Raw genomic sequence first — 24,821 nt, 5'->3', positions numbered from 1 at the left:
GGTTAGGCCCCCTCTTTACGTGGCGCGAGTCCGTTATCGAAACTGAGGGACATCTGATGGCAGACACGTCTGTGGTCGACCCGTCGGACGATTCGTCCGCGCCGGACCCCGGCTCCGACCCGCCTGAGAATCGGACGGTTGGCGACCGGTTCTCGCACCTGACGAGCCGATTCGTTCACGGCGTCGAACTCGCCGCCGCGGGCCTGTTCGCGCTCCTGTTCGGCATCGGCGTCGTCGACCTCGCGATCCAGATCGCCGAGTCCGTCCCGACCGGGGCGATCACGGACCCGGCCGTCGTCATCGGCTTCATCGAGACGGGCCTCCTACTGCTCATAATCGTCGAGGTGTACCAGACGGTCGTCGCGTACATCGAACAGAGCAACACCCGGCGGATCGTCCGGCTGGTGATCTACACCGGGGTCATCGCCATGGTTCGGAAGGTGATCATTTTCCGCACCAGCGAGTACGCCACGACGCAGGACGCGCTGTTCGCCGCCATCGCCTACGGGATCGTGATCCTCGGGCTGGTGGCGCTGCTGTTCGTCGAGCGGTCGGTCGGCCCGACGCTGGATTAGGGCGGCGCCGCCCGGTCGGGTCGCAGTTCGACACGCCGGAGCCCCGCACCGTCGTCGCGCCGGGGGCGGCCCGGAGCGCCGCCGGAACGACCGACGACCCGCGCGCACAGCCGGCGGAGTCGTCTCCGACACCTCCCGCGACACCCGACGTTTTTCCCGGCCGGTGCGGAAATCGGGTCCATGCGAGAGCCGTTCGACCCGGGGTTCGACTTTGACCGCGGGACGGTCGCGATGATCACCGCGACCACACTCCTCCTGTGCGTGACCGTGCTGTTCGTGCTTGACCGCCCGGCGTGGATGCTCCCCGTCGCCCTCGTCGCCGGCGGGATCGCGACCGTCCTCGGCGGCTTCTACGACGCGAGCGCGAACAACGCCCTCCTCGGCGTGGCGCTCGCGACGGTCCCGCTGTACCTGCTCGTGTACGTCTACCGGATCGGGGGCGTTCCGACGCCGGGGACCGACCCCGAATTACTGTTCGCAACCGCCGTCTACTCGATTGCCGACATCATCGGCTACGCGCCCATGATGGCGGTGTTCGGCTATCTCGGTGCCACCGCCGCCGACAGGGTCCGCCGTCGCTTCGGGCCGCCGATCGGGTACCACAATGATGGCGACACCCGACGGATACCCGGGCTCGACGACGAGACACGCTGAGCTGTCGCCCTTCCGGCTCAGTCCGTCAGCTCTTCGATCAGCGTGTCGAGGTCGTACGTCGCCGGCGCGCGCGACTCGTCTCGCAGCGCGGCGATGGTGAACGTCGAGTTCGTGCGCTCGACCTCCGGGATCGCCTCGAAGTCACTGATCAGCCGCTCGACGGTGTCCGACGAGGAGAGCCGCGCGAGGACGACGAAGTCCGTCTCCCCCATCGTGAAGAACGCCTCCGTGACCCCCTCGACCGCCAGCAACTCGTCCGCGAACTCCTCGTACGGGCCCTCGTAGCTCGCGAGCACCTCGACGATGACCGTGACGCCGAGCCCGAGCGCCTCGTGGTCGAGGTCGTACAGGTCGTTCTCGATGACCCCGTCTTCGCGGAGGTTGTTCAGGCGGTAGTGGATTGTCGACACCGGAATGCCCGTCTCCTCGTGGAGTCGCTCCGGGCTCCCGGTCCCCAGGTCGGAGATGGCCTTCAACAGCCGCACGTCGCGCTCGTCCATACCCCCGGATCGCCCCCCGATCGGTTGTATATGTCGACCGACAAGGTTGGACTCCGCTACAAGATACGCCCGTGTTTCGGGGCTCGGTTCGGATCTGATTCGTATGTCTGATTCTTCGTTTCGAATTTCGCCCGATCCGAGAGTATCGTTTAACTATCACCGCGCATTTCGAATCGATAGCAAGTGAATCTCAGAAACCTCCTCTCTACTCCGGAAGCGATCGTCGCCGCGTTCTTACTGCTCGCGACGCTCTGGGGAACCTCTTTCGTCGCCATCGAAGCAGGCCTCCACTACTTCCCGCCCCTCCTGTTCGCCGGCGTCAGGTACGTCGTCGCCGGCGCGGTCGTGCTCGGCTACGCCGCGGTCGCCGCGGACCGATGGCTCCCGCGCGACCGGGACGAGTGGCTCGGCGTCGCCGTCGCGGGCACGTTCGTGATCGCGGCATACCACGGTTTCCTTTACCTCGGCGAGATCCGGATCTCCGGGGCGGTCGCCGCGGTCGTCGTGAGTCTCGCGCCGGTGCTGACCGCCGTCTTCGCGGCCGCGTTCCTCCCGAACGAGCGCCTCGGCCCCGTCGAGATCGGCGGCTTCGCGCTCGGGATCGTCGGGGTGGTAGTGATCGCCGACCCGACCGCCGCCGGACTGGGCAGCGCGGCCGTCGTCGGCGTCGCCCTCGCCTTCGCGGGCGCGGTCGCCTTCTCGCTTGGCGCCGTCCTCCTGCGTCCGCTCCGCACCGACCTCCCGATCGCCGCGCTCCAGGGTTGGGCGATGGTGATCGGGGCCGGCCAACTGCTGGTCGCCGCCGTCGCGATCGGCGAGTCGCCCGCCGCGATCGTTTGGAACCAGACGGCGATCGCCTCGCTCGCGTACCTCACGCTGCTCTCCGGCGTGGTCGCCTTCCTCCTGTACTTCGCGCTGCTCGACGCCGTGGGGCCGTCGCAGCTCCACCTCGTCGGCTACGCGGAGCCTGTCGTCGCCGCGGTCGGCAGCTGGGCCCTGCTCGGGCACCTCGTCGACGCCGAGGCGCTGATCGGGTTCGTCGCGATCCTCGCCGGCTTCCTCGCCTTGGAACGCGAGGAGATCGCCGACTACGTCGGACTCGATCGCCTGCTTGGGTAGAGCTCGGGGACTCGACCCTGGCGGAAGAGCGCCCGCAGCCGACCGCTCACCCCTCGACGTCCCGGCTCAGCCCCGTGCGGAGGTCCCGGCCGAAGTAGTGTCCGAGGAGCGCGAGCGCGAGGCCCACCCCGCCGCCGACCGCGACGAGCGGGAGCCCCCACTGCGAGAGGTAGTCGATACCGATCGGGAGGAAGCCGACGCCGAGGACGCTCGTCACCGCGCTGGTCGCGCCCGCGGCGGCCCCGGCGACCCCCGTCTCGGCGTACCGGCGCGTCGACAGGGCGAGACCGAGGAGGAACGCGGCGAGGAACACGCCGCCCGCGGTCCCGACCGTCCCGCCGATGAGCGGGATCAGGCTCCCGACGAACACGCCGACGGCGACCACGACGAGGGCGAGACCGAACGCCTTTCCCGAGAACCACCGCCCCGAGACGCCGACCCGGCCGGCGTCCCCGGAGTCAGCCTCGCTCCCCGCCGTCGGCTCGGTGCCCGCACCGCCGCCGGCGTCGGCGTCGGACTCGCCCTCGCCGCCTGCCAGGTCGTCGTCGAGGAGGTCGTCGAGGCCGTCCATCGGGTCGTCCTCGGACGACTCGCGCTCCTTGGAGGGTTGCATACCGGACGGTTCGGGCCCGCGGACTTGGCTTTTGCGCCGGTCACCGCCGCGCGGTCGCGTGTGACGCGCTACCGTTCGCCGTTTCACCGGAAACGAGGTGTCCCCGGTCGTCGGTCGCGGGCCTACTTGCCGTCGGTCGGTCGCCGCCCGCCCCACACGCGCTTGTCGACGAGCGCGACAGTCATCGGGCGGTCGACCGCTATCTGGCAGGAGAGCCGCGGGTAGCCGAACCGCTCGGCGAGGCGGTCGTGCCAGTGGTCGGCCGCCGGTCCCTCGCGGACGCGGACGCCGCAGGTGGCACAGATCCCCCGCCCGCCGCAGTTCAGCCGGCGCGTCGCGGCCGCGTACGGCGACAGGTTGGCGTCGAGCAGGGCGCGGCGGAGGTTGCGACCGCGCTCCACGGTCAGTTCGACGCGCTCGTCACCGTCGACGACGACGAGCGGGACCGTCTCGGGCCCGCCGTCTGCTCGTCCGCGCTCGCCGTCGCGGTCGGCTTCGGTCATGTGCGACGCTTCGCGCGCCGGGCACAAAGCGTCCCGGACCCGGAACGGCTTTCGGCCCGGGCGGCGGATCGGGCGGTATGGACACGCGGCGTGCGCTACTCGACGCCCTCGCTGCCGACGACGGCCCGGTCTCCGGGCCCGCACTCGCCGAGTCGCTCGGCGTCTCGCGGGCGGCGGTCTGGAAGGCCGTCGAGGGGCTCCGCGAGGACGGGTTCGCGGTCGAGTCGACCTCCGAGGGATACGTCGCTCCCGACGACCCGGACTACTCAGGGCCGGGAATCGCGTTCGGACTCGACGCCCCGTACTCCGTGGCGTACCACGATCGGATCGCGTCGACGAACGAGCGGGCCCGCGAGCTCGCCGGGGAGGGGGCCGCCGACGTCGCCGTGGTCGCCGACGAGCAGACCGGGAGCCGGGGCCGCCTCGACCGCGAGTGGGTCGCGCCGAGCGGCGGCGTCTGGCTCTCGGTTCTGACGCGCCCCGACGTGCCGACGGTGCGCGCGCCGCTCTTCACCCTCGCGGCCGCGGTGGCGACGACCGACGCCGCCCGCCAGGCAGGCGTCGACGCGCGGATTAAGTGGCCGAACGACGTCCTCATCGGGAGTGACGGCGGCGGCTCGGCGGACCCCGACCCCGACCCGACCGGTCGAGGCGGCCGAAAGCTGGCGGGGATCCTCACGGAGATGGAGGGCGAGGCCGACCGCGTCGGCTGGCTCGTCGTCGGCGTCGGCGTGAACGCGAACATCGACCCCGAGACGCTGCCCGCGGGCGCGACGTCGCTGTCGGCGGAACGCGGCGGCCCGATCGACCGGCGGCGGTTCGCCGCGACGCTGCTCAAACGCTACGCGGAACTGACCGCCTCGCCCGGCGCGCTCGACGAGGTCCTCCCGGCGTGGCGCGAGCGGGCGAGCACGCTCGGCCGGCGCGTCCGGGTCGACACCGCCGAGGGGGTCGTGGAGGGCACCGCGGTCGACGTGACGGAGCCGGGCGCGCTCGTGGTCGACACCGGCGAGGGTCGCGAGCGCGTCCACGCGGGCGACTGCGAGCACCTCCGCGACGCGGCGTGAGCCGGTCCTCCGGCGCGGCCCGCTACCCGGTCTCCGTCGCGTCCGATACCGAGGCGTCCGCCTCCGTGCCGGGAGCGGCCGCTGACTCGTCGACCTCGGTCCCGGTGGTCGCCGACTCCGCGGCGGTCGCGACCTCGCCGTCCTCGCCGATCCGGACGGTCAACACCGGGATCGACGAGCCCCGGACCACTTTCTCCGCGACGCTGCCGAGGAGCAGGCGGTCGATCCCGCCGCGCCCGTGGGTCCCCATCACGACGAGGTCGCAGCCCGTCCGCTCGGCGTGGGTGATGATCTCGCGGCTCGGCGAGCCGTCGACGACGGACGTCTCGACGTCGACGCCGCGGTCGGCGGCGAGTTCGCACACCGTCTCGAGCGCCGCCTCGCCGTCGTCGTACAGCAGGTCGCCGACGCCCTCCCAGGTGGTCTCCATCGGCATCCCGGCGTACCGCGCGGTGTCGACCACATAAATTGCGCGGACCGAGGCCCCGTGGACCGCGGCGAGGTCGAGCGCGTGACACACCGCCAGCTCCCCCTCGTCGGAGCCGTCGGTCGGGACCAGAATCCGGTCGTATAGGGGCATGTTCACGTGTAGCATGAATCCGGTCACTAATAACCCTTTGTTCTTGCCGGTTTCTCGCCGGCGTGCCCGGCCGACGTTCCCCGTCACCGATCCCCACGCCACGGCGCGTCTCGCATCGCTTTTTACGCCGCGTCGCGCACCGATGGTAATGAGTTACCGGATCGGTCTCGTCGGCAAGCCCTCCGTGGGGAAGTCGACGTTCTTCAACGCCGCGACCATGAACGACGTGCCCGAGGGCGCGTACCCGTTCACCACCATCGACCCGACCGTCGGCGAGGCGTACGTCCGCGTCGACTGCGCCGCCCCCGAGTTCGACGAGACGTGTACGCCGAGCGTCGGCGTCTGCCGCGAGGGGACGCGGTTCGTCCCCGTGAAGCTGGTCGACGTCGCCGGGCTCGTCCCGGGCGCACACGAGGGCCGCGGACTCGGCAACCAGTTCCTCACCGACCTCAACGAGACCGACGTGCTGATCCACGTCGTCGACTTCTCGGGCAAGACCGACATCGAGGGCGAGGCGACCGAGGGCCACGACCCCCGCGAGGACATCGACTTCTTGGAGGAGGAACTCGACGCGTGGTACCTCGACGTGTTGGAGAAGGGCTTAGAGAAGTTCGAGACGCGCTACCACGGCGCGGACGCGGCGATCGAGGCCGAGCTCGCCGACCAGATGTCCGCGTTCGGCACGGACAAAGACCGGATGAAGCGAACCATCCTCGCGCAGGACCTCGAACTCGACCCGGACACCTGGGACGAGACGGACAGGGTCGAGCTGGCCCGCGAGATCCGCAAGCGCACGAAGCCGATGGTGATCGCCGCCAACAAGATGGACACGCCCGAGGCGCAGGCCAACTGGGAAGAGATCACGAGCGACCCCGACTACGACCACCTCTCGTTCGTGCCCGCGAGCGCCCACGCGGAGAAGGCGCTGAAGAACGCGGACGACGCCGGCGTCGTCGACTACACGCCCGGCGACGCCGGGTTCGACGTCGTGGGCGACGTCTCCGGCGAGCAGAAGGCCGGTCTCGACCAGATCGGCGAGTTCGTCGCCGAGTACGACGGGACCGGCGTCCAGGGCGCGCTCGAGGCCGCCGTCTTCGACGTGCTGGGCTGTATCGCCGTCTTCCCCGGCTCCGCGAACGGGAGCAGTGACGAGAAGGGCGTCTTCCGCGACTGCTTCATCCTCCCGGAGGGGTCGACCACCGAGGACTTCGCGTACCACATCCACTCGGACATCGGCGAGGGACTGCTCCACGGTACCGACTGCCGGAGCGGTCGGCAGGTCGGGACCGACCACGAACTCTCTCATCGCGACGTGATCGAGCTGGTCTCGACGAAGCAGGCGGCGCCCTGAACGCCCGATCCGCTCTTACCGACCGGCGCCGAACCGGACGCCATGGAACGGACTGTCACGGTCGCGCCCGAAGCCGGACTCCACGCCCGACCCGCCTCGAAGCTCGTACAGACGGCGAACCGATTCGACGCCGACGTGTCGATCGGCCGCGACGACGGCGGCGACCTCGTCCGCGCCGACAGCATGCTCTCCGTGAGCGGGCTCAACGTCGAGCACGGCGAGTCGGTTCGCGTGTCCGCCGAAGGGCCGGACGCCGAGGCGGCGCTGGACGCCGTCTGTGACCTGCTGACGAGCCCGATCGAGGAGTCGGCTGACGACCCTGGCGACGGCGGAACCGCGGGGGACGCGCCGTGAGGGCACTCGACGGGGTCGGCAGCACGCCGCGGTCGGGCGTCGGCGCGGCACGCTGGTACCGCCCGGACGACGACCTGACGCTCCCCGACCGCCCCGATCCGGCGTCCGTCGACGCCGACGCGGAGCTGGAGCGATACGAGGCGGCCCGGGACGCGGTCCGTGCGGCGCTGCGCGACGCCCGCGATCGGACGGCCGAGCGCGTCGGCGAGGGCGAGGCCGCGGTGTTCGAGGCCCACGAGGGGTTCCTCGACGATCCGACGATAATCGAGGACGTCGAGGCCGCGATCCGCGACGGAACGCCGGCCGAACACGCCGTCGCCGGCCGGTTCGACGAAGCGGTCGACCAGTTCGAGGCGATGGAGGGTCGGATGGCCGAGCGCGCCGACGACCTGCGCGACGTCCGCGACCGCCTGCTACGCGCGCTCCTCGCCGGGACTAGCGAGGCGGACGCGGCGTCCGACGCCGACTTCGGTGAGTCGCCGGGGGCGGTCGCGGCCCGCTCGCCCGCGGACCTCGGTGCGCTCCCCGAGGGGACGGTGCTGCTCGCGGAGCGGCTCACCCCGAGCGACACCGCCGCGCTCGACTCCGACGCGATCGCCGGGATCGCGACGGTCGAGGGCGGTCGCACCTCCCACGCCGCGATCATCGCACGGTCGCTCGCGATCCCCGCGGTCGTCGGCGTCGGCGCGGACCTTGACGCGATCGCGGCTGGCGAGACGGTCCTCGTTGACGGTGATGCCGGCACGGTCGTCGTCGATCCCGACGAGGGTCGCCGCGCCGCGGCGCTTGAGTCCGGCCCGGACGCGATCCGAGAGCGCGTCGAGACGGCCGACGGTCGCCCGGTCGAGGTCGCGGCCAACGTGGGCGGCGAGGCCGAACTGGCCCCGGCGGCCGAGCGCGGGGCGGACGGGATCGGGCTGTTCCGGACCGAGTTCCTCTTCGTCGACCGCGAGGCGGCGCCGACCGAGGAGGAGCAGTTCGAGGCCGTGACCGCCGCGTTGTCGGCGTTTCCCGATGACCGCGTCGTCGTCCGGACGCTCGACGTCGGCGGGGACAAGCCCGTCCCGTACCTCGACCTGCCGGACGAGCCGAACCCGTTCCTCGGGCGGCGCGGGATCCGCCTGTCGCTCGACGAGCACGCCGACCTCTTCGAGACGCAGCTGCGGGCGCTGCTCCGCGCCGCGGCGACCGACCACGGTGACGGCCTCGCGGTGATGTTTCCCCTCGTCACGCGCGTCGAGGAGGTCGAGCGCGCGGTCGCGACCGTCGAGTCGGTGGCGGCCGACCTCGCCGACGAGGGCGTCGCTCACGCGGTCCCCGAGCTGGGGGCGATGGTCGAGACGCCGGCGGCGGCGTTCCTCGCGGACGCGCTCGCCGAGCGGCTCGACTTCCTGAGCGTCGGGACGAACGACCTCGCGCAGTACGTGATGGCGGCCGACCGCGGCAACGACGCCGTCGCCGACCACCACGACCCCCTCCACCCGGCGGTGTTGCGCGCGCTCGACCGCGCGACCGCGGCCGTCGAGGGGACCGACGCGTGGGTCGGGATGTGCGGCGAGATGGCCGGCGACCCGGCGCTGACCGAACTGCTCGTCGGGCTCGGCTTCGACGAGCTCAGCATGAGCGCGGTGACGGTCCCGGAGGTGAAGCGGCGGGTCCGCGAGGTCGACGCCGACGCCGCTCGGTCGCTCGCGGCCGACGCGGTCGCCTGCGAGACGCGCGCCGAGGTGCTCGACGTGTTGGGGCTCGACGAGCGCGAGGCGTAGGCCCGCTCGGTTGCTCGCCGCGGCCCCGAAGTCAGAGCTTGTCGACGTCGCGGGCCGCCTCCGCCTGCTCGCGCACGGACTCGACCGTGGCCGAGGGGTCCGTGGCCGCGACCGCCGCGTTGACCGCGCCTTCGAGGACCGGCGCGTCGGCGATCACGGCCTCCGCGTCGCTCAGTTCGACGGCGACGTCAGCGTTCATCACCGCGCTGCCGAGGTCGACGAGGACGACGACCGGATCGAGGTCGCCCGCGTCGCCCACGCTCTCGTCGCCGCCGGCCGCGGCGGCGATCGCTGCCTCGATCGCGTCGGGGACCGTGCCGATCCCGCCCTGCCCGTCGCCCCCGACCGGCTCGATACGGGTGTCGCCGGCCATCTCGGCGGCGATCTCCGCGATCCCCTCGGCGGCGCGCTCGCTGTGCGAGACGACGACGATCCCGACCATCAGTCGTCCCCTGTGGCCCCTTCGTCGGGGTCCTCGTCCGGGATCGTCGGCGACATCGCGTCCGTCTCCGGCGCGTCGACGCCCAGTCGGTCCGCGGCGACGGCGAGCAGCTCTTCGAGGATGAACAACGTGCTCGTCGCGCCGGGGTCCTGGTGGCCGACGGAGCGCCAGCCGAGGTAGGAGGCGCGCCCTTTCCGGGCGCGGATCGGGACGGTGAACGCGACGCCGCGCTCCGCGGCGTCGACCGCCTTCGCGAGCGCCTCGATCGGCGGGCGGTCGTCGGTCTCGATCGACTTCTTGAATGTGTGGACCGCGGGCGTCAGCGCGTCCACCATCGTCTGGTCGCCGATGCGAGCGTCGCCGCGGTCCTCGACCTTCTCCAGGTACGTCTCGGCGAACGACACGGCCGTCTCGGCGTCGACGCCGTCGTCGAGCTCCGCCGCCGCGAACACGAGCGACCCGCCGAACAGCGGCCCGGAGGCCCCGCCGACCTCGCTCATCAGCGTCTTGCCGACCGTCTTCGCGACGGCCTCCGCGTCGGGGTCGTCGAGGTCGCGCGCCTCCTCGGCCGCCGCGGCCCAGCCCCGCGCCATGTTGCCGCCGTGGTCGGCGTCCCCGATCGCGGAGTCGAGATCGGTCAGGTGATCGCGCTCGGCCTCGATGCGCTCGGCGACGGCCTCGACGGCCGCGACAGCGGCTGCCCCGTCCTCGGTCATTTCGTCGTCAGCGCCGGGGTGTCGGCCGGCGCGTCGAACAGCTCTTTCAGCTCGTCGTCGACCGCGCAGACCGTGATCGACGCCCCCGCCATGTCCAGCGAGGTCATGTAGTCGCCGACCCACGCGTCGTACGTCTCCAGGCCGCACTCGCTGAGCAGCTCCTGGAGCCGCCGGTTGACGACGAACAGCTCCATCTGCGGCGTCGCGCCCATCCCGTTGACGATCGTGAGCACCTCTTGCCCCTCGTCGAGGTCGAGATCGTCGAGGACCGCCTCGGTCAGTTCCTCGGTGATCTTGTCTGCGGGCATCGTCTCCGTGCGCTCCGTCCCCGGCTCGCCGTGGATCCCGATGCCGAGTTCGATCTCGTCGTCGCCGAGGTCGAAGGTCGGCTCGCCCTTCTCGGGGGTGACACAGGAGGTGAGCGCGGTGCCCATCGTGCCGACGTTGTCGACCACCTTCTCGGCGACCCGCTTGACCTCACCGAGGTCGGCGCCCTGCGCGGCCTTCGCCCCCGCGGCCTTGTGGACGAGAATCGTCCCGCAGACGCCGCGGCGGCCGGATGTGTACAGCGAGTCCTCGACAGCCACGTCGTCGTCCACGACGACGCTCTCGACCTCGACGCCTTCCATTTCCGCGAGTTCGATGGCGGTCTCGAAGTTCATGACGTCGCCCTCGTAGTTCTTGATCACCGCGAGGACGCCGCCGCCCGCGTCGCAGGCGCCGATCAGCTCCTCGAACTCGTCCGCGGTCGGCGAGGAGAACACGTCGCCTGCAGCCGCGCCGTCCAGCATCCCGTTGCCGATGTACCCCGCGTGCGTCGGCTCGTGACCGCTCCCCCCGCCGGTGACGATTCCCACCTTGTCGTCGACCGGCCCGTCGTCGCGGACGAGCACCTGCGTGTCCGGCAGGCGTCGCAGACGGTCGGGATACGTCGCGGTCATCCCGTCGAGCATCTCGTCGACGACGTCGTCCGGGTCGTTGATCAGTTTCTTCATGATCGATCGACATGTCTCGCCCGGACCGGTTAAACGTAGTGGGGCGTGCGAACACGTCGCACTCAGCGAGCGCTCAGTTTGGCTCGACGTCGAGGCTGCCGCACTCGCGACACTGGTAAACGCTGTCGTCGGCCGTGTCGTGGGCAGTCGGCTCCCTGTCCGCCACTCGCCACTTCCACTTTCACCGCCCACCTATGGCTCACCCCTTTTATGAATCTCCCTGTCGTCCCTACCATGTCCACTCCTTCGAAGCGACCGCCTGCCGACCTCCCGGAGCTCTCGCTGGGGGTCACGCTCGTCGACGTCGACGACGACCTCGGCGTCGAACCGGTCCAAGCGCTGCTACTTGACCGCGTCCTCGGCGGCGACGGCCCGGGGTTCTGGGTCGACGGCGCGAACCGCGCGAACACGACGCGCCTCCGTGAACTCGCCCCGGCCGACCGCGTGCTCGACCGCGTCGAGGTGGCCCGCGGGTTCACAGCCTACCAGCACACGGCGCTCCTCGACCGCCTCGCGGGGCGGCTCGCGGCCCGCGACTCGCCGTCGGTCGTCGTCGCGACCGGCCTCGACGCGCGCTACCGCGCCGCCGACGTTGACCGCGAACTGGCCGGAGAGATGTTCGTCCGCGCGGTCGCGTCGGTCGCGCGGGTCGCCCGCGTCCACGACGCGCCGGTCCTCGTGACGCGCCGCGAGGCGGACGAGTTCTCGCGGCCGCTCCGCCGCGCCGCCGAGACGCACCTCACGTGCCGGGCGACGCGGTTCGGCCCGCGCTTCGCGGACGCCGCGGGCGAGACGGAGACGCTCGTGTACCGCGGGGCGGACGGCTGGCTCCAGACGACGCTCGCGTACTGGCGCGAGGTGCTCGCGCACCGCGCCCGACTCCACGGCGCGGCGACCCCGGACCGCGAGGCGGCCGCGCCGGGGGTCCGCTGATGGGGCGGACGAACCCGACGTACCGCGACCGGCTGGCGGCGGTCGAGGACGACTGGGGGTCGTTCCGCCGCGCGCTGCGCCGCGCGGACCAGCGCCGGTTCGACCGGCTGTTCGACTACGCTCGCGACCACGCGGACGCCGCGGGGAACCACAACCACGCCGACCCGCTGGCGCCCGTGTGGCTGTCGATCGCGCTCGAACAGGAGCGTCGAATCGCCGAACTCGAGTCGCGGCTCGACCGGCTCGCCGACGCGTAGCCGTGGTCCTCACGGTCGACCACCTCGGCGACGGGCGCGTCGCTGAATGGCGGCTCGCGCCGGCCGGCGTCGAGCGCGACGTGCGCGAGGACTACCGACCGACGCTGTTCGTCGGCGACTCGGTCGACGACCTCTACGGCCGCGCGGGCGGTCCCGACCCGACGCCGCCCGACCGCGACGGGCTCTCCGATGCGCTGCGCGAGCTCCGGTCGTTCCTCGACGGTCAGGCCGCCGTCGCCGACCTCGGCGTCGAGTCGCACCGGCAGACGTTCCGCACGGCGGCCCGCCCGCTCCTGCGTGTCGACGCGGCGTCTGTCGACGCGGTCCGGACGGTCGCGAAGCGCGTGCGGCGGTTCGACCGCCCCGACGCGTACACCTGCTACGACGTCGACCTGACGCGGGAGCTGCGCTACTGCCTCGACACCGGCGTGCCCGCCGGCCCCGATCGGTCCGTCCGCGACGTCCGGACCATGTGCCTGACGCTCCCTCGCCACGCGTCGGGTGTTGAGGCGCTGCCGCGGCTCTCCGTGGACGGCGACCCCGTCGGCTCGTCGCCGGGCGAGGTCGTCGCGGGCGTCCGAGCGGCGCTCGCCGAGCGCGACCCCGACGTACTGGTCGTCTCGACCGCCGACGTCGTTCCCCTGCTGTTCGAGGCGGCCGGCGCGGCCGACGTCGACCTCGAACTCGGTCGGCGACCGGGATATACGAAGCTCGCCGGCGAGTCGACGTACACCTCGTACGGGCGGGTGGGCCACTCGCCGGCGCGATACGCGGTGCCCGGGCGCGTCCTCGTCGACGAGTCGAACTCCTTCTTCCACCGCGAGTCGGGCCTAGCGGGGTGTCTCAACCTCGTCTCGCGCTCCGGGCTGCCGCTCCAGGAGCTCGGCTGGGCCTCCATCGGGCGCGTGCTGACCGCGATACAGATCCGCGAGGCGCGGCGCCGCGACGTGCGCGTCCCCTGGCGGGCGTGGCGGCCGGAGCTGTTCACGCCTGCCTCGACGCTCGACGACGCGGACCGCGGCGGGACGACGCTCGCCCCCGATGTGGGCGTCCACGAGGACGTCCACGAGCTCGACTTCGCGTCGCTGTACCCGAACGTCATCCGGACGCGGAACGTCTCGCCCGAGACGGTGCGGTGCGGGTGCTGCGACACCGACGACGTCCCGGGGCTCGGCTACTCGATCTGCGACCGCGACGGCTACCTGCCAGACGTGCTGGGCCCGCTCATCGACGCGCGGAGCGAGATCAAGGCGGCCCTCGCCGACGCCGACGGCGACGAGCGCGAGCGCCTCGAGGCCGCCTCGTCAGCGATCAAGTGGATCCTCGTCTCCTGTTTCGGCTATCAGGGGTTCAGCAACGCGAAGTTCGGCCGCATCGAGTGCCACGAGGCGATCAACGCGTTCGCCCGCGAGCTCCTGTTCGACGCGAAGGCCGCCCTGGAGGACGCCGGCTGGCGCGTCCTCCACGGGATCGTCGACTCCCTCTGGGTGACGCCGGCCGAGGGTCGCGCGCAGCGGCCGCTCCCGGCGGTCGCCGACGAGATCAGCCGGGAGACCGGCGTCGAGTTGGAGTACGAGTGCGCGTTCGACTGGACGGCGTTCTGTCCGACCCGGGACTCCGAATCGGGAGCGTTGACCCGATACTTCGGAAAGCGACGCGGGGAGGAGTACCCGGAGACCGGCCTCGGCGGCGCGATCAAGACCCGGGGGATCGAGGGCCGCCAGCGCTCGACCGCGGCGTGGGTCGAGGCGGTCCAGCGGGCCGCGCTCCGCGCGTTCGACGAGACGCGGTCGCCGGAGGCGGTCTGCGACGCCCTCCGCCGTCGGCTCCGCGACCTCCGCGCCGGCGAGGTCGACCCCGCCGACCTCGTCGTCGACACCCGCGTGTCGAAGTCCGTCGAGGACTACGCGGCGGCGACGCTCACCGTGGCCGCGCTGAAGCGGGCGCGGATCGAAGGGGTCGAGATCGCGCCGGGACAGTCGGTCCGGTACACCGTCGTCGACGCGGACGCGCGCGGCGCGGCCCGCGTCCGACTGGCGTTCGAGGACGGCGACCGATACGACGCCGAGTGGTACGAGGACGCCGCCGTGCGGGCCGTCGAGAGCGTGCTGTCCCCCGTCGGCTGGCGCGAGACAGATATCAGGCGGTACCTCGCCGACGTCCGCGACGAGACGCTGGCGGGATACTGAGACCGACCGGCGACTCCGCCGACTCCCTCGAAAAACGACCTCGCCGCGTTCGAGCGCTCACGACACGATCTCGCGGACGGCGTCGGGGACGTCGGCCCGGTCGACCTCTCGGACGGTCGAGCCGTCGGCCTCGCTCGGCCCGTACTTGTACCCCGACCCGGTCAGTATCGCGGCGATGTCGTCGTCGGGCCCGAACTCGCCCGCCGCGGCGAGCTCCCGGATCGCGGCGGTTGCCACCGCGCACGACGGCTCGACGGAGACCCCGGCGTCGGCCGCGAGGCGGTCCGTCTCCGCCAGCATCGCCTCCTCCGAGACGGAGACGACAGCCCCGTCGGTCGCCCGCGCGGCGGCCAGCGCCCGGGTCCCGCTCGGCGGGTCGGCGTTGTTGATCGAGACGGCCGCCGTCGGCTCGCCCTCCACGGGCTCGACGCGCGCGTCGCCCCGTCGAAACGCCCGCGCGATCGGGTCGCACCGGGCGGCCTGCGCGAGGTAGATCCGCGGGACAGCCGGAAGCAGACCTGCCGCGTCCAGCTCGCGGAGTGCCTTCCACACCCCGCTCGCCTGCCCGCCGCTGCTGACCGGGAGGACGATCGCGTCGGGCGCGTCGGGGGCGAACGCCTCGCAGATCTCGTACGCGACCGTCTTCTGGCCGGCGACCCGGAGCGGGGCGTCGGAGTTGAGGAAGGCGACCCCGAGGTCCCGTTCGAGCGTGTCGTCGTAGAGCCGCCCGTACTCCCCGCGGACCCGGAACAGGTGCGGGTCATGCTGGGCGATCATCGCGAGCCGCGAGTCCGGGGTGTCCTCGGCGACGAGGATCACGGCCTCCCGGTCCAGCGCCGCCGCGTGCGCGGCGACGCTCAGCGCCATGTTCCCGTGCGAGACGGTCCCGACCGGGCCGTCGAGGCGACCGATGCCGACGGCCGTCCCGCGGTCTTTGAAGCTCCCCGTCGGGTTGGTCCCCTCGACCTTGAGGTGGATCCGCGGGCCGTCCGGCGGCTCGATCGACGGCGCGCGGAACAGCGGCGTGCCCCCGGCGGCGGCCGCGAGACCGCCCGGCGGCGACGCGGGGAGCACGGACTCGTAGCGCCAGAGGGAGTCCCGTCCCAGTCGGACCCCGTCCCCGGCGTCGCTCGCGTCGGGCCACGAGAACTCGGTCCCGTCGGTGTCGAACCAGAGCGGCTCGCCGCACGCGCAGCGGGCCGCCTCGCCGGCGGGATACGTCTCGCCGCAGTCGTAACAGACCAACCGGTCCATACGCCACCGTCTCGGCCGCGACACAAATCGTTGGCCACGGGCGAGCGTCGCGACCGCGGCAGCTCCCGGGGGTTCCCTCGTCTTTTTTGAGCCGCGGCCACACCCATCTCGCATGGGTACGTCAGGCGAGTTCGGCGAGTTCGGCGGCCGACACGTCCCGGAACCGCTGGAGGAACCGTTGGCGGAGCTGGCGGCGGCGTACGAGGAGGCCGTCGCGGACGACGAGTTCATGGCGGAGTTCCGCGACCTGCTCGAACACTTCGCGGGGCGGCCGACGCCCGTCTTCTACGCGGAGACGCTCAGCGAGCGGTACGGGGCGGACATCTACCTCAAACACGAGGACCTGCTCCACGGCGGGGCGCACAAGCTCAACAACACGCTCGGGCAGGCGCTGCTGGCGAAGCGGGCCGGCAAGGACCGCCTGATCGCCGAGACCGGAGCGGGCCAGCACGGCACCGCAACGGCGATGGTCGGCGCCCTCTTGGACCTCGACACGACCGTGTACATGGGCCGGCACGACATGCAGCGCCAGGAGATGAACGTGTTCCGGATGCGGCTCATGGGCGCTGACGTGGAGCCGGTCGACCGCGGCAACGAGGGGCTCGCGGAGGCGGTCGACGCCGCGTTGGAGGACTTCGCCGAGCACGTTGACTCGACGCACTACCTCGTCGGCAGCGTCGTCGGTCCCGACCCGTTCCCGCGGATGGTCCGCGAGTTCCAGTCCGTCATCGGGACCGAGGCCCGCGAGCAGATCCGGGAGCTCCACGGCGAGCTCCCCGACGCGTGCGTCGCCTGCGTGGGCGGCGGGTCGAACTCGATCGGTCTCTGGCACGCGTTCAAGGACGACGACGTGATGTTCTACGGCGCCGAGCCGGGCGGCACCGACGACGCGAATCACTCGGCCCCGCTGTCGAAGACGAAACAGGAGGAGCCGCAGATCTTCCAGGGGATGAAGACGAAGACGATCGGCGACGACACCGAGAACCACTCCATCTCCGCCGGGCTCGACTACCCGGCCATCGGCCCGGAGCACGCCGCGCTCCAGGAGATGGGCCGCGCGGAGTACCACGCGGTCTCCGACGACGAGGCGCTGGCCGCGTTCCGCGAGCTGAGCGAGGCCGAGGGGATCATCCCGGCGCTGGAGCCGGCCCACGCCCTCGCGCTGGCCGCCAAGCTGGCCGAGGAGGACCGGCACGACACGCTGCTCGTCAACCTCTGCGGACGCGGCGACAAGGACATGCAGACGGCGGCGGAGCACTTCGACCTCTCCGGGTGATTCGCCGTCTCCGGGGACTCTCCTGGTGTGGGCCTTAGAGCTCCTTCTCGAAGTGAACGAGTTCGTACGCGCCGGCGGCCGAGGTGGCCACCCGCTCGTACCCCCGATTCGCGTAGAAGCCGAGCGCCGCGGACTGCCGGGTCGACGTCGTCGCGAGGAGCGTCTCGAACCCGTCGGCGGCGGCCCGGCGCTCCAGGTCGTCGAGCAGCGCCCGGCCGTAGCCGCGGCGCTGGGACGGCGGCGCGACGCGCATTCGGTGGAGCTCCGCGGCACCGGGTCGGTCGCGCTCGTCGCCGTGTCCGGCTTCGTTCGGCACGTACCCGCCCATCGCGGCGAGCGTCCCGTCGTGCGTCGCCAGCTCGTCCACCTCGCGTGACGACGCCGAGTCCGGCGACCGGTCGTCCGGCGACGGCTCGTCGTCGACGACGCCGACGACGAACGCGCCTCCCGAATCGAGGTACGACGCCGTCACGGACCGCAGGTCGTCGGTCCCAGGGATGTCGGACGGGTCGACGCCGGTTTCCCGCATCGCCCACTCGTGAAGCGCCCACACGGCCGCGTCGTCTCGCGGGTCGTACGACCGGAGCGAGAGTTCGTTCGCGTCCACAACGAATGGTGGCAGCCGGTCGGGCTTGAAAACACGGATCGCGCCGCACTCCGCCCGCCGGCCCGCGACGCGACGACTACCGCTCGGCCGCGATCTCCGCGATGCGCTCCGTCCCGGCCTCGACGTGCCCGCCGTGGAAGCAGAACGTCTCCGCCACGTCGCGGTCGGCGAGCGTCGCGACGCTCTCGCGCGCGGTCCCGAGGTCCTGTGTTACCTCCGGGCGCGGCCCGACGAACTCGCCGTCGACCACGTTGAGCGCGTCGGCGCTGACGAGCAGTTCCGCGTCGGGGAAGTGCGCCGACACGTGCCCCGGGCTGTGCCCGGGGGTCGGGACGACTTCCATCGGCCCGGCCGCCGTCGCGAACGTCTCGCCGCCCGTCAGTCGGAAGTCGACGGTCGTCGGCTCGATCGCCATCGGTCGCTCCTCGCTGGACTTGACGAGCTCCTTCTCGCCCTCCAGGTACGGGGCCTCGATCTCGTGGGCGAACACGACGGCGTCGGTCCGGTCGACAACGGTCGCCAGACAGCCGGCGTGGTCGAGGTCCTGATGCGTGACGAGGATCCCCCACGCGTCGTCGAGGGCCAGCTCCTCGTCTGCGAGCGCGTCCTCGAGAACATCGACCTCGTCGGGCAGGCTGACGTCGATCAGGAGGAGTCCACGCGGCGTCTCGACCGCGGTGGGATTGAACGTCGCCTCGCGGTCGTCCATCGACACGTGTAGCGGGAGCCCGTGTACGCCCGGCGCGAGTTCCATGAGAGAAACCGATCGCGAATCGACTTCAAACGGACGGGCGGGCGCCTCCCGAGCTCACCCGGATGCCGGGAGTTCCTCGGCGACATCGACGTCGTGTCCGGCGGCGTACCCGTTCAGCTTGGCGGCGAGCGGCGACTCGCGCAGGTCCTCGTCGTCGTACCCGGCCGCGTCGAACGCGTCCACGAGCGACGAGGCGGAACGGAGCTTGTACTTCTGGTGGTAGTCCTCCGCGGGGTAGAACCGCGACAGCTGCTCGACGCGGGTGTCGATCCCGTCGGCTGTGAGTCCGCGGCCCGCGAGGAACTCGTCGATGGCCTCCCGCTGGGCCGCACTCTTGGCCAGAACGACGTTCTGGTACTGCGTCTTCCGGGTCTGCCGTCGCGGCTCGTGCGACGCGAACACCCGCTCTAAGACGTCTCGATACGTCGTCCGCTCGGGGTCGAACTCGACTTGGACGACCTCCGTGTGGTCGCCCAGCGAGTGGTACGTCGGGTCGCGCTTCGTCCCTCCCGCGTACCCCGCGCGGGTGCGGACGACGCCCTCCATCGCGCCGAACTGCGCGTCGGGTCCCCAGAAGCAGCCGACGCCGAACGTCGCCGTCTCGGTCTCGCCGCCGTCGGGCGCGCGGCGGTCGTACTCGCGTACTTGTGTCTGTGTGAGTTCCATGGGAGTCACCTGTCTGTAGAGCCGCCGGAGCGCGGTTCGCGGGTCGGACCGCATCTACCGCGCTTCGGGCTCGAAGACGGATATATCTCGCGTCGACGCCGGCACTCGCCGGCGAGCAAACACCGCGCCCGGGGACCCAAACCACTTGAGGTGGGACCGCGTCGCCGCGGACATGAGCGCTCACTCGACCGACTCGGCCAGTCTCGAATTCGGCGTCCTCGGCACCGCGGGGATCGCCGGCACGGCCGTCGTCCCGGCGATCGCCGCCAGCGACCACGCGGTCGGTGCGGTCGCGTCCCGAGACGCAGACCGCGCGGCGGCGTTCGCCGCCCGCCACTCCATCCCCCGCAGCCACGGCTCCTACGAGGCGCTGCTCGACGACGACGGCCTCGACGCCGTGTACGTTCCTCTGCCAAACGGACTCCACGCGGAGTGGACGAAGCGCGCCGCGGACGCCGGGCTGGACGTCCTCTGCGAGAAGCCACTGGCCGCCGACGCCGCCGAGGCGCGAGACGTCGTCGATCACTGCGAGCGCCGCGGGGTCACCCTGATGGAGGCGTTCATGTACCGGTACCACCCCCGGACGGAACGCGCCCTGGAGTTCGCCGCGACGGCGCTGGACGACGTCCGCACGGTGACCGCGACGTTCCGGTTCCCGCTGTACGACCGCCCGAATGACGTCCGACTCGATCCCGAACTCGCCGGCGGGTCGCTGATGGACGTCGGGTGCTATCCGGTCTCGCTGGCCCGCGCCGTCCTCGGCGTCCCCGACCGGGCGTACGCCCACGCGGGCGACACCCGCGACGCCGGGGTCGACACCGAGCTCGCGGGCGTGCTGGCATACGACGACGGCCGGTCGGCGCGGGTCGCGTCCGGGTTCGACACGCGACACGTCGAGCGGTACCGCGTGGACGCGACGAACGGCTGGGTCGAGGTCGAGAACGCGTTCGATGCCCCGGCGGACGAGCGGCTGGAACTGACGTACGAGGTCGACGGCCGCCGCGGGGCCGAGACGTTCCCGGCGGTCGACCAGTACCGACTCCAAGTGGAGCACTTCGCCGACCGCGTCGCGAGCGAGACCACTCCCCTGACCGACGGCGTGGCGGCCGTCGAGAACATGCGTGTCCTCGACGCGCTGGCCGAGAGCGCCGCGACCGGCGCGCCGGTGGACCTCTGAAACGGACTGCGGCGGCGTCCGTCCTCTAGTCGCGTCGCAGGGAATCGTCCGTCGCGTTACGCGCCGGCCGTCGCGTCCGCGCTGCGTTTCAACCGGATTATCAGGCTGATCAGGAACGATCCGATCATCACTAAGAGGACGTTTATCGCACCGGCGACGGCCGGCTGCGGAACTGGAGCGACGACGGCGCCCTCCGTGACGCTGACCGCGCCGACGCAGAGCAGGACGGCGATGGTGTACGTCACGGTGGCGTCGAGCACCGTCCCCTGCGTCACCCGCCGGGCCCGGATCGCGTGGCCGAACGAGGCGCCATACACCGTGAACGCGGCGGCCGCGACCGCGATTATCACCCGCGCGACCGCCGTCGGCCCCACCCAGACGATGATCGGGAACTGGACCAGCGCGAGCAGTACGAACGCGGTCTCTACCCGCCGCGCCGTCGACAGCGACAGCCGGTCGCCCTCGGTGGACGTCGTCGGCTGCGCGTAGTACAGCTCCCGCAGCGACAGCGCGAGAAAGACGGCGAAGAACAGCTGCGCGAGGAGCTTGAACGCCAGCACGACCGTCCCGACGGCGGGCGAGACCGTCTCGACGACGGTCAGGGCGGCGAACGCGCCGCCGACGGCCGTCGACAGCGCGACGTACCGCCAGACGAGCGTGTCGTGGGGCTCCCGGCTTGCGTTTACCAGCGCGTACCGCGTCGTCCCGAGACACGCGACGAACACGAGCACCCCCGCCACGAACCGGGTGACTCCGCCGCCGACCGGGACGGTCGCCGCGCCGACGACGCTCGGGACGGTGTCGACGATGTCCGGAACGAGGCCGACGTTCGCGAGGCGACCGACGAGGGCGTCCACCCCCGTCTCAGGCATCGTCACCCCCCGCCACGAGCTCGCGCTTGAACGCGGCGGCCGACGCGTACCGCTCCATCTTCGCGGGCTTGAGACATTTCGCGAGAACCGTCGACAGTCCGGGCGGGAGCCCGGCGGCGATCCCCTCCGGAAGGCCGGCGGTCCGCTCCTCGCGAACGGGCGCACCGCCGGTCAGCAGGTCGCACCCGAGCGCGCCGAGCCCGTAGATGTCGGTCACGGCGTCGACGCGGCCGAACCGATCGGGGGCGACGTGCTCGGGCGCGGCGTACCGACGCGGAAGTTCGAAGCGCTCCTCGCTCGGGCCGAACGTCTCTCGCAGCCCCCAGTCGCCGACCCGCGGGTACGCCCACGCGTCGGGGTCCTCGACGGCGTTCACGAAGGCGACCGACGCGGGCTGGAGCCCGCCGTGAACCACGCCGGCGGCGTGCGCGTACCGGACCGCGTCCGCGATCTGCGCCAGGACCCAGCGGGCCTCTGACGGCGGAAACGGGGTGTGCCGCTCGGCGAGCGAGTCCGGGCCGCCACGCTCCGAGACGAGCCACGGCGTCGGTCGTGTGCCGCCGTCGACGACGCGCGCGACGGCGTCGTGGTCGTCGATCCGACGCCAGCGGTCGAGCGCATCCCGGTATTCGTCCTCGTCGGCGGCGCCGATGCTCGCCGAGCGCCAGTGCGTCCCGGTGAACTCCCTGCCGCCCTCGGTGAACCGGACCTGTTCGCCCGAGGATCCGCTCCGCCGCCCCTTCGCCGTGTCCGGCTCGTACTCGGTCAGCGGCCGATCGAGCCGCGGCGGCTTGGTGGGCGGTTCGCTTGGCGGGTAGCCGGTCGTCTCCGTGTTTTCGGCGTTGGGTGCGTCGTCGGGCGAGGACGTTTCGGCATCCTCTCGTTCCTCGACGGCGGCCGTCGAGGTCGGCGCGTCCGTCTCGTCTCCCTCGTCCGTGACCACCAAGCTGTCGGCTGCCGGATCGACGGGCCGGTACCCCGCGACGACCCGGCGCGCGACGGCCCCGTCGATTGTCCGTTCCTCGACCGCGCCGTCGACGATGTCGGCGACCGCCTCCCGGTCGTGTTCGGCCGCGACCGCGAGCGTTCGGAGGGCGGCCGGCCGGGCGTCGGGATCGCGGAGCGCGCGACGGAACCGCCCCGCGCAGTCACCGACGAGCGACGGCGTCTCCGCGGCGACGAACCGGATAGCCCACGACGCGGCTCGCCGGACCTCGTCGTCGTCGTGCTCTAACGCCGCGACCAACCGAGCGGTCCGCGCGGCGTCGTACGACTCCGGATCCGTGAGCGCCGGTTCGAGCAGGTCGTCGGGATCCGGGCTCTCGTCGATTCGGTCCATGATAACTCGGGCGGCGAAGCGCCCCTCTCGCGTCTGCGTCGTGGGACGAGTGCCCCATACATAAATCGCTCCGACTTCCGCCGACCGAGACTTTCGTTCCCCGCTTGTTTTGAGTCCACATCTCGCGGCCGTGTGACTGCTGCTCCAAACGTGGTCAGGGTCGTTGAGTAAGTCGAGACGACTGACCCGAAGGTTGCCATATTACTGCTGAATTCGGTGTCTTGATCCCGTGACGGTCGTCTCTCTCAAGCTCGGAGTCGTCACCGGGCAGTACTCGGCTCTCATCGGTGAGCGCGCGCCGTAAAATACAAGCAAATATTTTTGTATTTGAATCCTTCGCCGAGTCGGTGTGTTCGGCACACCGAGCCAGAGGCACACTACTGCGTGTTCCCACCTCCTCTCCCACTGGAACCGCTTTCAGCCCCCGATCGGTGTAGTATCATCGCGACGACGTTACCTTGGCGAACGTAGACCCGGGACAGCAGTGACTACCGAAACGATCTGATCTCGAACGAGACTCACTAGCAGTGTTTCTAGCGGATTGAAACGACGAAATTGGGTGGCTGGGGAGTCCCAGTCCACCAATCCCGCACGGCCAGAGACCGTGTGTGTTGTAGGTGGGCCAACACGGATTTGAACCGTGGACCTCCCGGTTATCAGCCGAGCGCTCAACCTGACTGAGCTATTGGCCCAGGTGAGCGCGTTCAATTGTTGCGCGGGTAGGATTTTAAGGGTTTCCTTTCGCGAGCCGTCCGCCGTGTGGCGGTTTCACGGGGGTCCGCGCCGTCAGTCGGTTCCCTTCTGCTCCTCCTCTTCGACGGTGAAGTCCACGTCGACGACATCGTCGCCGGTCGTCGACCCGCCGCCGGCGTTCGCGTCTCCGCCGACGCCCCCGTCGGGGTCCGCACCGTCGCCGCTGGGGAAGCCGTCGCCCATCGAGAACCCGCCCTCCCCGTCTCCGGGGAAGCCGCCGACGTAGACGTTCCCGGAGAAGAAGCCGTCCGTCTCGCGTTCGAGGTACGGAACGACGACGTGCTTCTTCAGGGCCATCCGTATCGGGACCCGCGAGAGCGGGAGCGCGAGCAGGAACCCGACCGCGTCGGTGACGAGCCCGGGCGTGAGCAGGAACGCGCCCGACGCGATGAGCAGCCCGCCGTCGAGCAGTTCGTCGGTCGGGGGCGACCCCCGCGCCAGCTTGCGCTGGATGCGCGCGAGGGTCGCGCGCCCCTCGGCGCGCAGGAGGAGCATCCCGAGGACGGCCGTCAACACGACGAGCGCGACCGTGACGGCCCAACCGAGCCGCGTCGCGACCACGATCAGGAACAGCGCATCCACGAGGGGGACGACGAGCAGCAGCGCGAGCAGCGTTCGCGGGCGCATACCCTCATATTTCCGCCGGGCACGCATAGCCCTTTTCGTCGCAGTCGGGGGACGGGGGCGCTTCGACCGGCTTCGATCGCCCGCGTCGCCGGTCGCGCCCGCCGCGACCGCCACGGCTTTGCCCGCCCGGTCCGAGCCTGCGGTATGGACATCGTCGGCGCGCTCGGACGCGATCCGCCGGACTGCGAGTCGCTGCCGCGGTGGGTCGCGCCGCTCCCGAAGCGGTTGGAAGACGTCGCGTTCCGGTTCGCGTGGGTCATCGTCGTCATCAACCTCGTCGGCACCGCGTTCGGCTTCTGGTACTACCGGTTCCAATTCCAAGCCCTCCCGACCGAGATGTGGCTCTTCATTCCTGACAGCCCCGGCGCGACGCTGCTCATCGCGCTCGCGCTCGGCGCCTGGGCGCTCGGGCGGTCGAGCGACACCCTCGCCGCGCTCGCCTTCTTCGGGAACGTCAAGCTTGGGCTGTGGACCCCCTACGTCCTCGTTGTCTTCTGGCCGGAGTTCCTCGCGGTCAACGGTCCGGCGCTGTACGCGTTCCTGCTAGTGAGCCACCTCGCGATGGTCGTCCAGGCGTTCGTGCTCCACCGCATCACCGACTTCCCGCTTCGCGCGGTGGCGATCGCGACCGCGTGGTACACCGTCGACCTGCTGATGGACTACTTCGTGCCCGCGATCGGCGAGGTGACCCACACCGCGCTCCCGTACGCCGACGGCGAGCCGTGGTTCACGACGACCGTCCTCCAGGTCGCCGCCGCGGGCGCGGTCGTGCTCACCGTGATCCCGCTGTTCTGGACGCTCGGCACGCGGATCGCGACGCTTCGACGCCGCGCGGGCGATCTCAGTCCGTAGTCGGACCGACGCCGTTCCCCGCTCACCGAT

General features: G+C 71.4%; 27 protein-coding genes and 1 tRNA gene. 13 read left to right on the top strand and 15 right to left on the bottom strand.

Annotated elements, in window-relative coordinates:
- The first annotated feature begins 56 nt into the window (after positions 1 to 56).
- Together ABNG04_RS16895 and ABNG04_RS16890 are read left to right on the top strand one after the other, a co-directional pair.
- Positions 57 to 575, top strand: coding sequence for a phosphate-starvation-inducible PsiE family protein (locus ABNG04_RS16895; protein WP_371163536.1), 519 nt, complete (start codon positions 57 to 59; stop codon positions 573 to 575).
- Between the two features lie 180 nt (positions 576 to 755).
- Complete coding sequence (locus tag ABNG04_RS16890; protein ID WP_371163535.1) at positions 756 to 1,229, top strand: hypothetical protein; 474 nt, start codon at positions 756 to 758, stop codon at positions 1,227 to 1,229.
- Positions 1,230 to 1,246: 17 nt separating this feature from the next.
- Here the strand turns inward: ABNG04_RS16890 and ABNG04_RS16885 are convergent, their stop codons facing one another.
- Positions 1,247 to 1,729, bottom strand: a complete 483-nt coding sequence (locus tag ABNG04_RS16885) for an Lrp/AsnC family transcriptional regulator (protein ID WP_297888587.1) — start codon at positions 1,727 to 1,729, stop codon at positions 1,247 to 1,249.
- Positions 1,730 to 1,912: 183 nt separating this feature from the next.
- Between ABNG04_RS16885 and ABNG04_RS16880 the strand changes: the two genes are divergently transcribed.
- Positions 1,913 to 2,848, top strand: coding sequence for a DMT family transporter (locus tag ABNG04_RS16880; RefSeq protein ID WP_371163534.1), 936 nt, complete (start codon positions 1,913 to 1,915; stop codon positions 2,846 to 2,848).
- Positions 2,849 to 2,894: 46 nt separating this feature from the next.
- On the opposite strand, the gene ABNG04_RS16875 is transcribed toward ABNG04_RS16880, so the two are convergent.
- Together ABNG04_RS16875 and ABNG04_RS16870 are read right to left on the bottom strand one after the other, a co-directional pair.
- A complete protein-coding gene (locus tag ABNG04_RS16875; protein WP_371163533.1) occupies positions 2,895 to 3,461 on the bottom strand; it encodes a DUF8526 domain-containing protein in 567 nt (188 codons plus the stop codon).
- A 122-nt stretch (positions 3,462 to 3,583) separates the two neighbouring features.
- Positions 3,584 to 3,964 (bottom strand): 2Fe-2S iron-sulfur cluster-binding protein, encoded by a 381-nt coding sequence (locus ABNG04_RS16870; protein ID WP_371163532.1) that lies wholly within the window; start codon positions 3,962 to 3,964, stop codon positions 3,584 to 3,586.
- 77 nt (positions 3,965 to 4,041) lie between these two features.
- Between ABNG04_RS16870 and ABNG04_RS16865 the strand changes: the two genes are divergently transcribed.
- The gene (locus tag ABNG04_RS16865) at positions 4,042 to 5,031 is read left to right on the top strand and encodes a biotin--[acetyl-CoA-carboxylase] ligase (protein WP_371163531.1); all 990 of its coding nucleotides are present in this window, start codon (positions 4,042 to 4,044) and stop codon (positions 5,029 to 5,031) included.
- 22 nt (positions 5,032 to 5,053) lie between these two features.
- Here ABNG04_RS16865 and ABNG04_RS16860 read toward each other — a convergent pair whose 3' ends face one another.
- Complete coding sequence (locus ABNG04_RS16860) at positions 5,054 to 5,611, bottom strand: universal stress protein (protein ID WP_371163530.1); 558 nt, start codon at positions 5,609 to 5,611, stop codon at positions 5,054 to 5,056.
- 148 nt (positions 5,612 to 5,759) lie between these two features.
- Here ABNG04_RS16860 and ABNG04_RS16855 point away from each other — a divergent pair, with 148 nt between their 5' ends.
- The 3 genes from ABNG04_RS16855 to ptsP are packed head-to-tail and all read left to right on the top strand — an operon-like array spanning position 5,760 to position 9,082.
- A complete protein-coding gene (locus ABNG04_RS16855; RefSeq protein ID WP_371163529.1) occupies positions 5,760 to 6,962 on the top strand; it encodes a redox-regulated ATPase YchF in 1,203 nt (400 codons plus the stop codon).
- A 42-nt stretch (positions 6,963 to 7,004) separates the two neighbouring features.
- Complete coding sequence (locus ABNG04_RS16850; protein ID WP_371163528.1) at positions 7,005 to 7,316, top strand: HPr family phosphocarrier protein; 312 nt, start codon at positions 7,005 to 7,007, stop codon at positions 7,314 to 7,316.
- Positions 7,313 to 9,082, top strand: a complete 1,770-nt coding sequence (ptsP, locus tag ABNG04_RS16845; RefSeq protein ID WP_371163527.1) for a phosphoenolpyruvate--protein phosphotransferase — start codon at positions 7,313 to 7,315, stop codon at positions 9,080 to 9,082. Before ABNG04_RS16850 ends, ptsP begins: the two co-directional genes overlap by 4 nt.
- 31 nt (positions 9,083 to 9,113) lie before the next feature.
- Here the strand turns inward: ptsP and ABNG04_RS16840 are convergent, their stop codons facing one another.
- Genes ABNG04_RS16840 through dhaK form a run of 3 tightly spaced genes read right to left on the bottom strand, consistent with a single transcriptional unit; the run spans position 9,114 to position 11,235 of the window.
- The gene (locus ABNG04_RS16840) at positions 9,114 to 9,524 is read right to left on the bottom strand and encodes a PTS-dependent dihydroxyacetone kinase phosphotransferase subunit DhaM (RefSeq protein WP_371163526.1); all 411 of its coding nucleotides are present in this window, start codon (positions 9,522 to 9,524) and stop codon (positions 9,114 to 9,116) included.
- A complete protein-coding gene (gene dhaL / locus ABNG04_RS16835) occupies positions 9,524 to 10,240 on the bottom strand; it encodes a dihydroxyacetone kinase subunit DhaL (protein ID WP_371163525.1) in 717 nt (238 codons plus the stop codon). Before dhaL ends, ABNG04_RS16840 begins: the two co-directional genes overlap by 1 nt.
- Entirely contained in the window at positions 10,237 to 11,235 is a 999-nt protein-coding gene (dhaK, locus tag ABNG04_RS16830; protein ID WP_371163524.1) for a dihydroxyacetone kinase subunit DhaK, read from the bottom strand. The genes dhaL and dhaK overlap by 4 nt, the downstream gene beginning before the upstream one ends.
- 234 nt (positions 11,236 to 11,469) lie before the next feature.
- Between dhaK and ABNG04_RS16825 the strand changes: the two genes are divergently transcribed.
- From ABNG04_RS16825 to ABNG04_RS16815, 3 genes are read left to right on the top strand one after another with little or no spacing between them, the layout of a single operon-like run.
- On the top strand, positions 11,470 to 12,168 hold the full coding sequence (locus ABNG04_RS16825) for a P-loop NTPase family protein (RefSeq protein WP_371163523.1): 699 nt from the start codon (positions 11,470 to 11,472) through the stop codon (positions 12,166 to 12,168).
- Positions 12,168 to 12,425 carry a DUF8156 family protein gene (locus ABNG04_RS16820; protein WP_371163522.1) on the top strand — a complete coding sequence of 86 codons (258 nt, stop codon included), beginning with the start codon at positions 12,168 to 12,170 and terminating at the stop codon, positions 12,423 to 12,425. Before ABNG04_RS16825 ends, ABNG04_RS16820 begins: the two co-directional genes overlap by 1 nt.
- Positions 12,426 to 12,427: 2 nt before the next feature.
- A complete protein-coding gene (locus ABNG04_RS16815; protein WP_371163521.1) occupies positions 12,428 to 14,614 on the top strand; it encodes a type B DNA-directed DNA polymerase in 2,187 nt (728 codons plus the stop codon).
- Between the two features lie 57 nt (positions 14,615 to 14,671).
- On the opposite strand, the gene ABNG04_RS16810 is transcribed toward ABNG04_RS16815, so the two are convergent.
- Positions 14,672 to 15,868 carry a threonine synthase gene (locus ABNG04_RS16810; protein ID WP_371163520.1) on the bottom strand — a complete coding sequence of 399 codons (1,197 nt, stop codon included), beginning with the start codon at positions 15,866 to 15,868 and terminating at the stop codon, positions 14,672 to 14,674.
- Positions 15,869 to 15,980: 112 nt separating this feature from the next.
- Between ABNG04_RS16810 and trpB the strand changes: the two genes are divergently transcribed.
- On the top strand, positions 15,981 to 17,144 hold the full coding sequence (gene trpB / locus ABNG04_RS16805; RefSeq protein ID WP_371163519.1) for a tryptophan synthase subunit beta: 1,164 nt from the start codon (positions 15,981 to 15,983) through the stop codon (positions 17,142 to 17,144).
- A 34-nt stretch (positions 17,145 to 17,178) separates the two neighbouring features.
- On the opposite strand, the gene ABNG04_RS16800 is transcribed toward trpB, so the two are convergent.
- The 3 genes from ABNG04_RS16800 to ABNG04_RS16790 form a co-directional block, all read right to left on the bottom strand.
- Entirely contained in the window at positions 17,179 to 17,751 is a 573-nt protein-coding gene (locus tag ABNG04_RS16800) for a GNAT family N-acetyltransferase (RefSeq protein WP_371163518.1), read from the bottom strand.
- A 76-nt stretch (positions 17,752 to 17,827) separates the two neighbouring features.
- On the bottom strand, positions 17,828 to 18,505 hold the full coding sequence (locus tag ABNG04_RS16795; protein WP_371163517.1) for an MBL fold metallo-hydrolase: 678 nt from the start codon (positions 18,503 to 18,505) through the stop codon (positions 17,828 to 17,830).
- A gap of 54 nt (positions 18,506 to 18,559) precedes the next feature.
- A complete protein-coding gene (locus ABNG04_RS16790) occupies positions 18,560 to 19,171 on the bottom strand; it encodes a peptide-methionine (S)-S-oxide reductase MsrA (RefSeq protein ID WP_371163516.1) in 612 nt (203 codons plus the stop codon).
- A gap of 172 nt (positions 19,172 to 19,343) precedes the next feature.
- On the opposite strand from ABNG04_RS16790, the gene ABNG04_RS16785 reads away from it, so the two are divergent.
- A complete protein-coding gene (locus tag ABNG04_RS16785) occupies positions 19,344 to 20,348 on the top strand; it encodes a Gfo/Idh/MocA family protein (RefSeq protein WP_371163515.1) in 1,005 nt (334 codons plus the stop codon).
- Positions 20,349 to 20,404: 56 nt separating this feature from the next.
- Here ABNG04_RS16785 and ABNG04_RS16780 read toward each other — a convergent pair whose 3' ends face one another.
- From ABNG04_RS16780 to ABNG04_RS16765, 4 genes are all read right to left on the bottom strand, one after another.
- Complete coding sequence (locus tag ABNG04_RS16780) at positions 20,405 to 21,220, bottom strand: hypothetical protein (RefSeq protein WP_371163514.1); 816 nt, start codon at positions 21,218 to 21,220, stop codon at positions 20,405 to 20,407.
- Positions 21,213 to 22,559 carry a protein kinase domain-containing protein gene (locus tag ABNG04_RS16775; RefSeq protein WP_371163513.1) on the bottom strand — a complete coding sequence of 449 codons (1,347 nt, stop codon included), beginning with the start codon at positions 22,557 to 22,559 and terminating at the stop codon, positions 21,213 to 21,215. The genes ABNG04_RS16780 and ABNG04_RS16775 overlap by 8 nt, the downstream gene beginning before the upstream one ends.
- A gap of 618 nt (positions 22,560 to 23,177) precedes the next feature.
- Positions 23,178 to 23,251, bottom strand: a tRNA-Ile gene (locus tag ABNG04_RS16770).
- Positions 23,252 to 23,345: 94 nt separating this feature from the next.
- Positions 23,346 to 23,939 carry an FxsA family protein gene (locus ABNG04_RS16765; protein ID WP_371163512.1) on the bottom strand — a complete coding sequence of 198 codons (594 nt, stop codon included), beginning with the start codon at positions 23,937 to 23,939 and terminating at the stop codon, positions 23,346 to 23,348.
- Between the two features lie 144 nt (positions 23,940 to 24,083).
- Between ABNG04_RS16765 and ABNG04_RS16760 the strand changes: the two genes are divergently transcribed.
- A complete protein-coding gene (locus ABNG04_RS16760; RefSeq protein WP_371163511.1) occupies positions 24,084 to 24,791 on the top strand; it encodes a DUF1405 domain-containing protein in 708 nt (235 codons plus the stop codon).
- Positions 24,792 to 24,821: the final 30 nt, after the last annotated feature.

Origin of the sequence: Halorubrum miltondacostae (genome assembly GCF_041379815.1) — an archaeon.
Taxonomy (GTDB): domain Archaea; phylum Halobacteriota; class Halobacteria; order Halobacteriales; family Haloferacaceae; genus Halorubrum; species Halorubrum miltondacostae.
This window is presented reverse-complemented; position numbering and strand designations above follow the sequence as displayed.

Bases quoted from the DNA above. Each gene is read 5' to 3' on its own strand.
- ABNG04_RS16760 (WP_371163511.1), top strand. From the start codon at position 24,084: ATGGACATCGTCGGCGCGCTCGGACGCGATCCGCCGGACTGCGAGTCG.
- ABNG04_RS16765 (WP_371163512.1), bottom strand. From the start codon at position 23,939: ATGCGCCCGCGAACGCTGCTCGCGCTGCTGCTCGTCGTCCCCCTCGTG.
- dhaL (WP_371163525.1), bottom strand. From the start codon at position 10,240: ATGACCGAGGACGGGGCAGCCGCTGTCGCGGCCGTCGAGGCCGTCGCC.
- ABNG04_RS16840 (WP_371163526.1), bottom strand. From the start codon at position 9,524: ATGGTCGGGATCGTCGTCGTCTCGCACAGCGAGCGCGCCGCCGAGGGG.
- ABNG04_RS16885 (WP_297888587.1), bottom strand. From the start codon at position 1,729: ATGGACGAGCGCGACGTGCGGCTGTTGAAGGCCATCTCCGACCTGGGG.
- ABNG04_RS16820 (WP_371163522.1), top strand. From the start codon at position 12,168: ATGGGGCGGACGAACCCGACGTACCGCGACCGGCTGGCGGCGGTCGAG.
- ABNG04_RS16790 (WP_371163516.1), bottom strand. From the start codon at position 19,171: ATGGAACTCACACAGACACAAGTACGCGAGTACGACCGCCGCGCGCCC.
- ABNG04_RS16860 (WP_371163530.1), bottom strand. From the start codon at position 5,611: ATGCCCCTATACGACCGGATTCTGGTCCCGACCGACGGCTCCGACGAG.
- trpB (WP_371163519.1), top strand. From the start codon at position 15,981: ATGGGTACGTCAGGCGAGTTCGGCGAGTTCGGCGGCCGACACGTCCCG.
- ABNG04_RS16865 (WP_371163531.1), top strand. From the start codon at position 4,042: ATGGACACGCGGCGTGCGCTACTCGACGCCCTCGCTGCCGACGACGGC.
- ABNG04_RS16895 (WP_371163536.1), top strand. From the start codon at position 57: ATGGCAGACACGTCTGTGGTCGACCCGTCGGACGATTCGTCCGCGCCG.
- ABNG04_RS16875 (WP_371163533.1), bottom strand. From the start codon at position 3,461: ATGCAACCCTCCAAGGAGCGCGAGTCGTCCGAGGACGACCCGATGGAC.
- ABNG04_RS16780 (WP_371163514.1), bottom strand. From the start codon at position 21,220: ATGCCTGAGACGGGGGTGGACGCCCTCGTCGGTCGCCTCGCGAACGTC.
- ABNG04_RS16825 (WP_371163523.1), top strand. From the start codon at position 11,470: ATGTCCACTCCTTCGAAGCGACCGCCTGCCGACCTCCCGGAGCTCTCG.
- ABNG04_RS16785 (WP_371163515.1), top strand. From the start codon at position 19,344: ATGAGCGCTCACTCGACCGACTCGGCCAGTCTCGAATTCGGCGTCCTC.
- dhaK (WP_371163524.1), bottom strand. From the start codon at position 11,235: ATGAAGAAACTGATCAACGACCCGGACGACGTCGTCGACGAGATGCTC.
- ABNG04_RS16850 (WP_371163528.1), top strand. From the start codon at position 7,005: ATGGAACGGACTGTCACGGTCGCGCCCGAAGCCGGACTCCACGCCCGA.
- ABNG04_RS16775 (WP_371163513.1), bottom strand. From the start codon at position 22,559: ATGGACCGAATCGACGAGAGCCCGGATCCCGACGACCTGCTCGAACCG.
- ABNG04_RS16870 (WP_371163532.1), bottom strand. From the start codon at position 3,964: ATGACCGAAGCCGACCGCGACGGCGAGCGCGGACGAGCAGACGGCGGG.
- ABNG04_RS16855 (WP_371163529.1), top strand. From the start codon at position 5,760: ATGAGTTACCGGATCGGTCTCGTCGGCAAGCCCTCCGTGGGGAAGTCG.
- ABNG04_RS16795 (WP_371163517.1), bottom strand. From the start codon at position 18,505: ATGGAACTCGCGCCGGGCGTACACGGGCTCCCGCTACACGTGTCGATG.
- ABNG04_RS16890 (WP_371163535.1), top strand. From the start codon at position 756: ATGCGAGAGCCGTTCGACCCGGGGTTCGACTTTGACCGCGGGACGGTC.
- ABNG04_RS16810 (WP_371163520.1), bottom strand. From the start codon at position 15,868: ATGGACCGGTTGGTCTGTTACGACTGCGGCGAGACGTATCCCGCCGGC.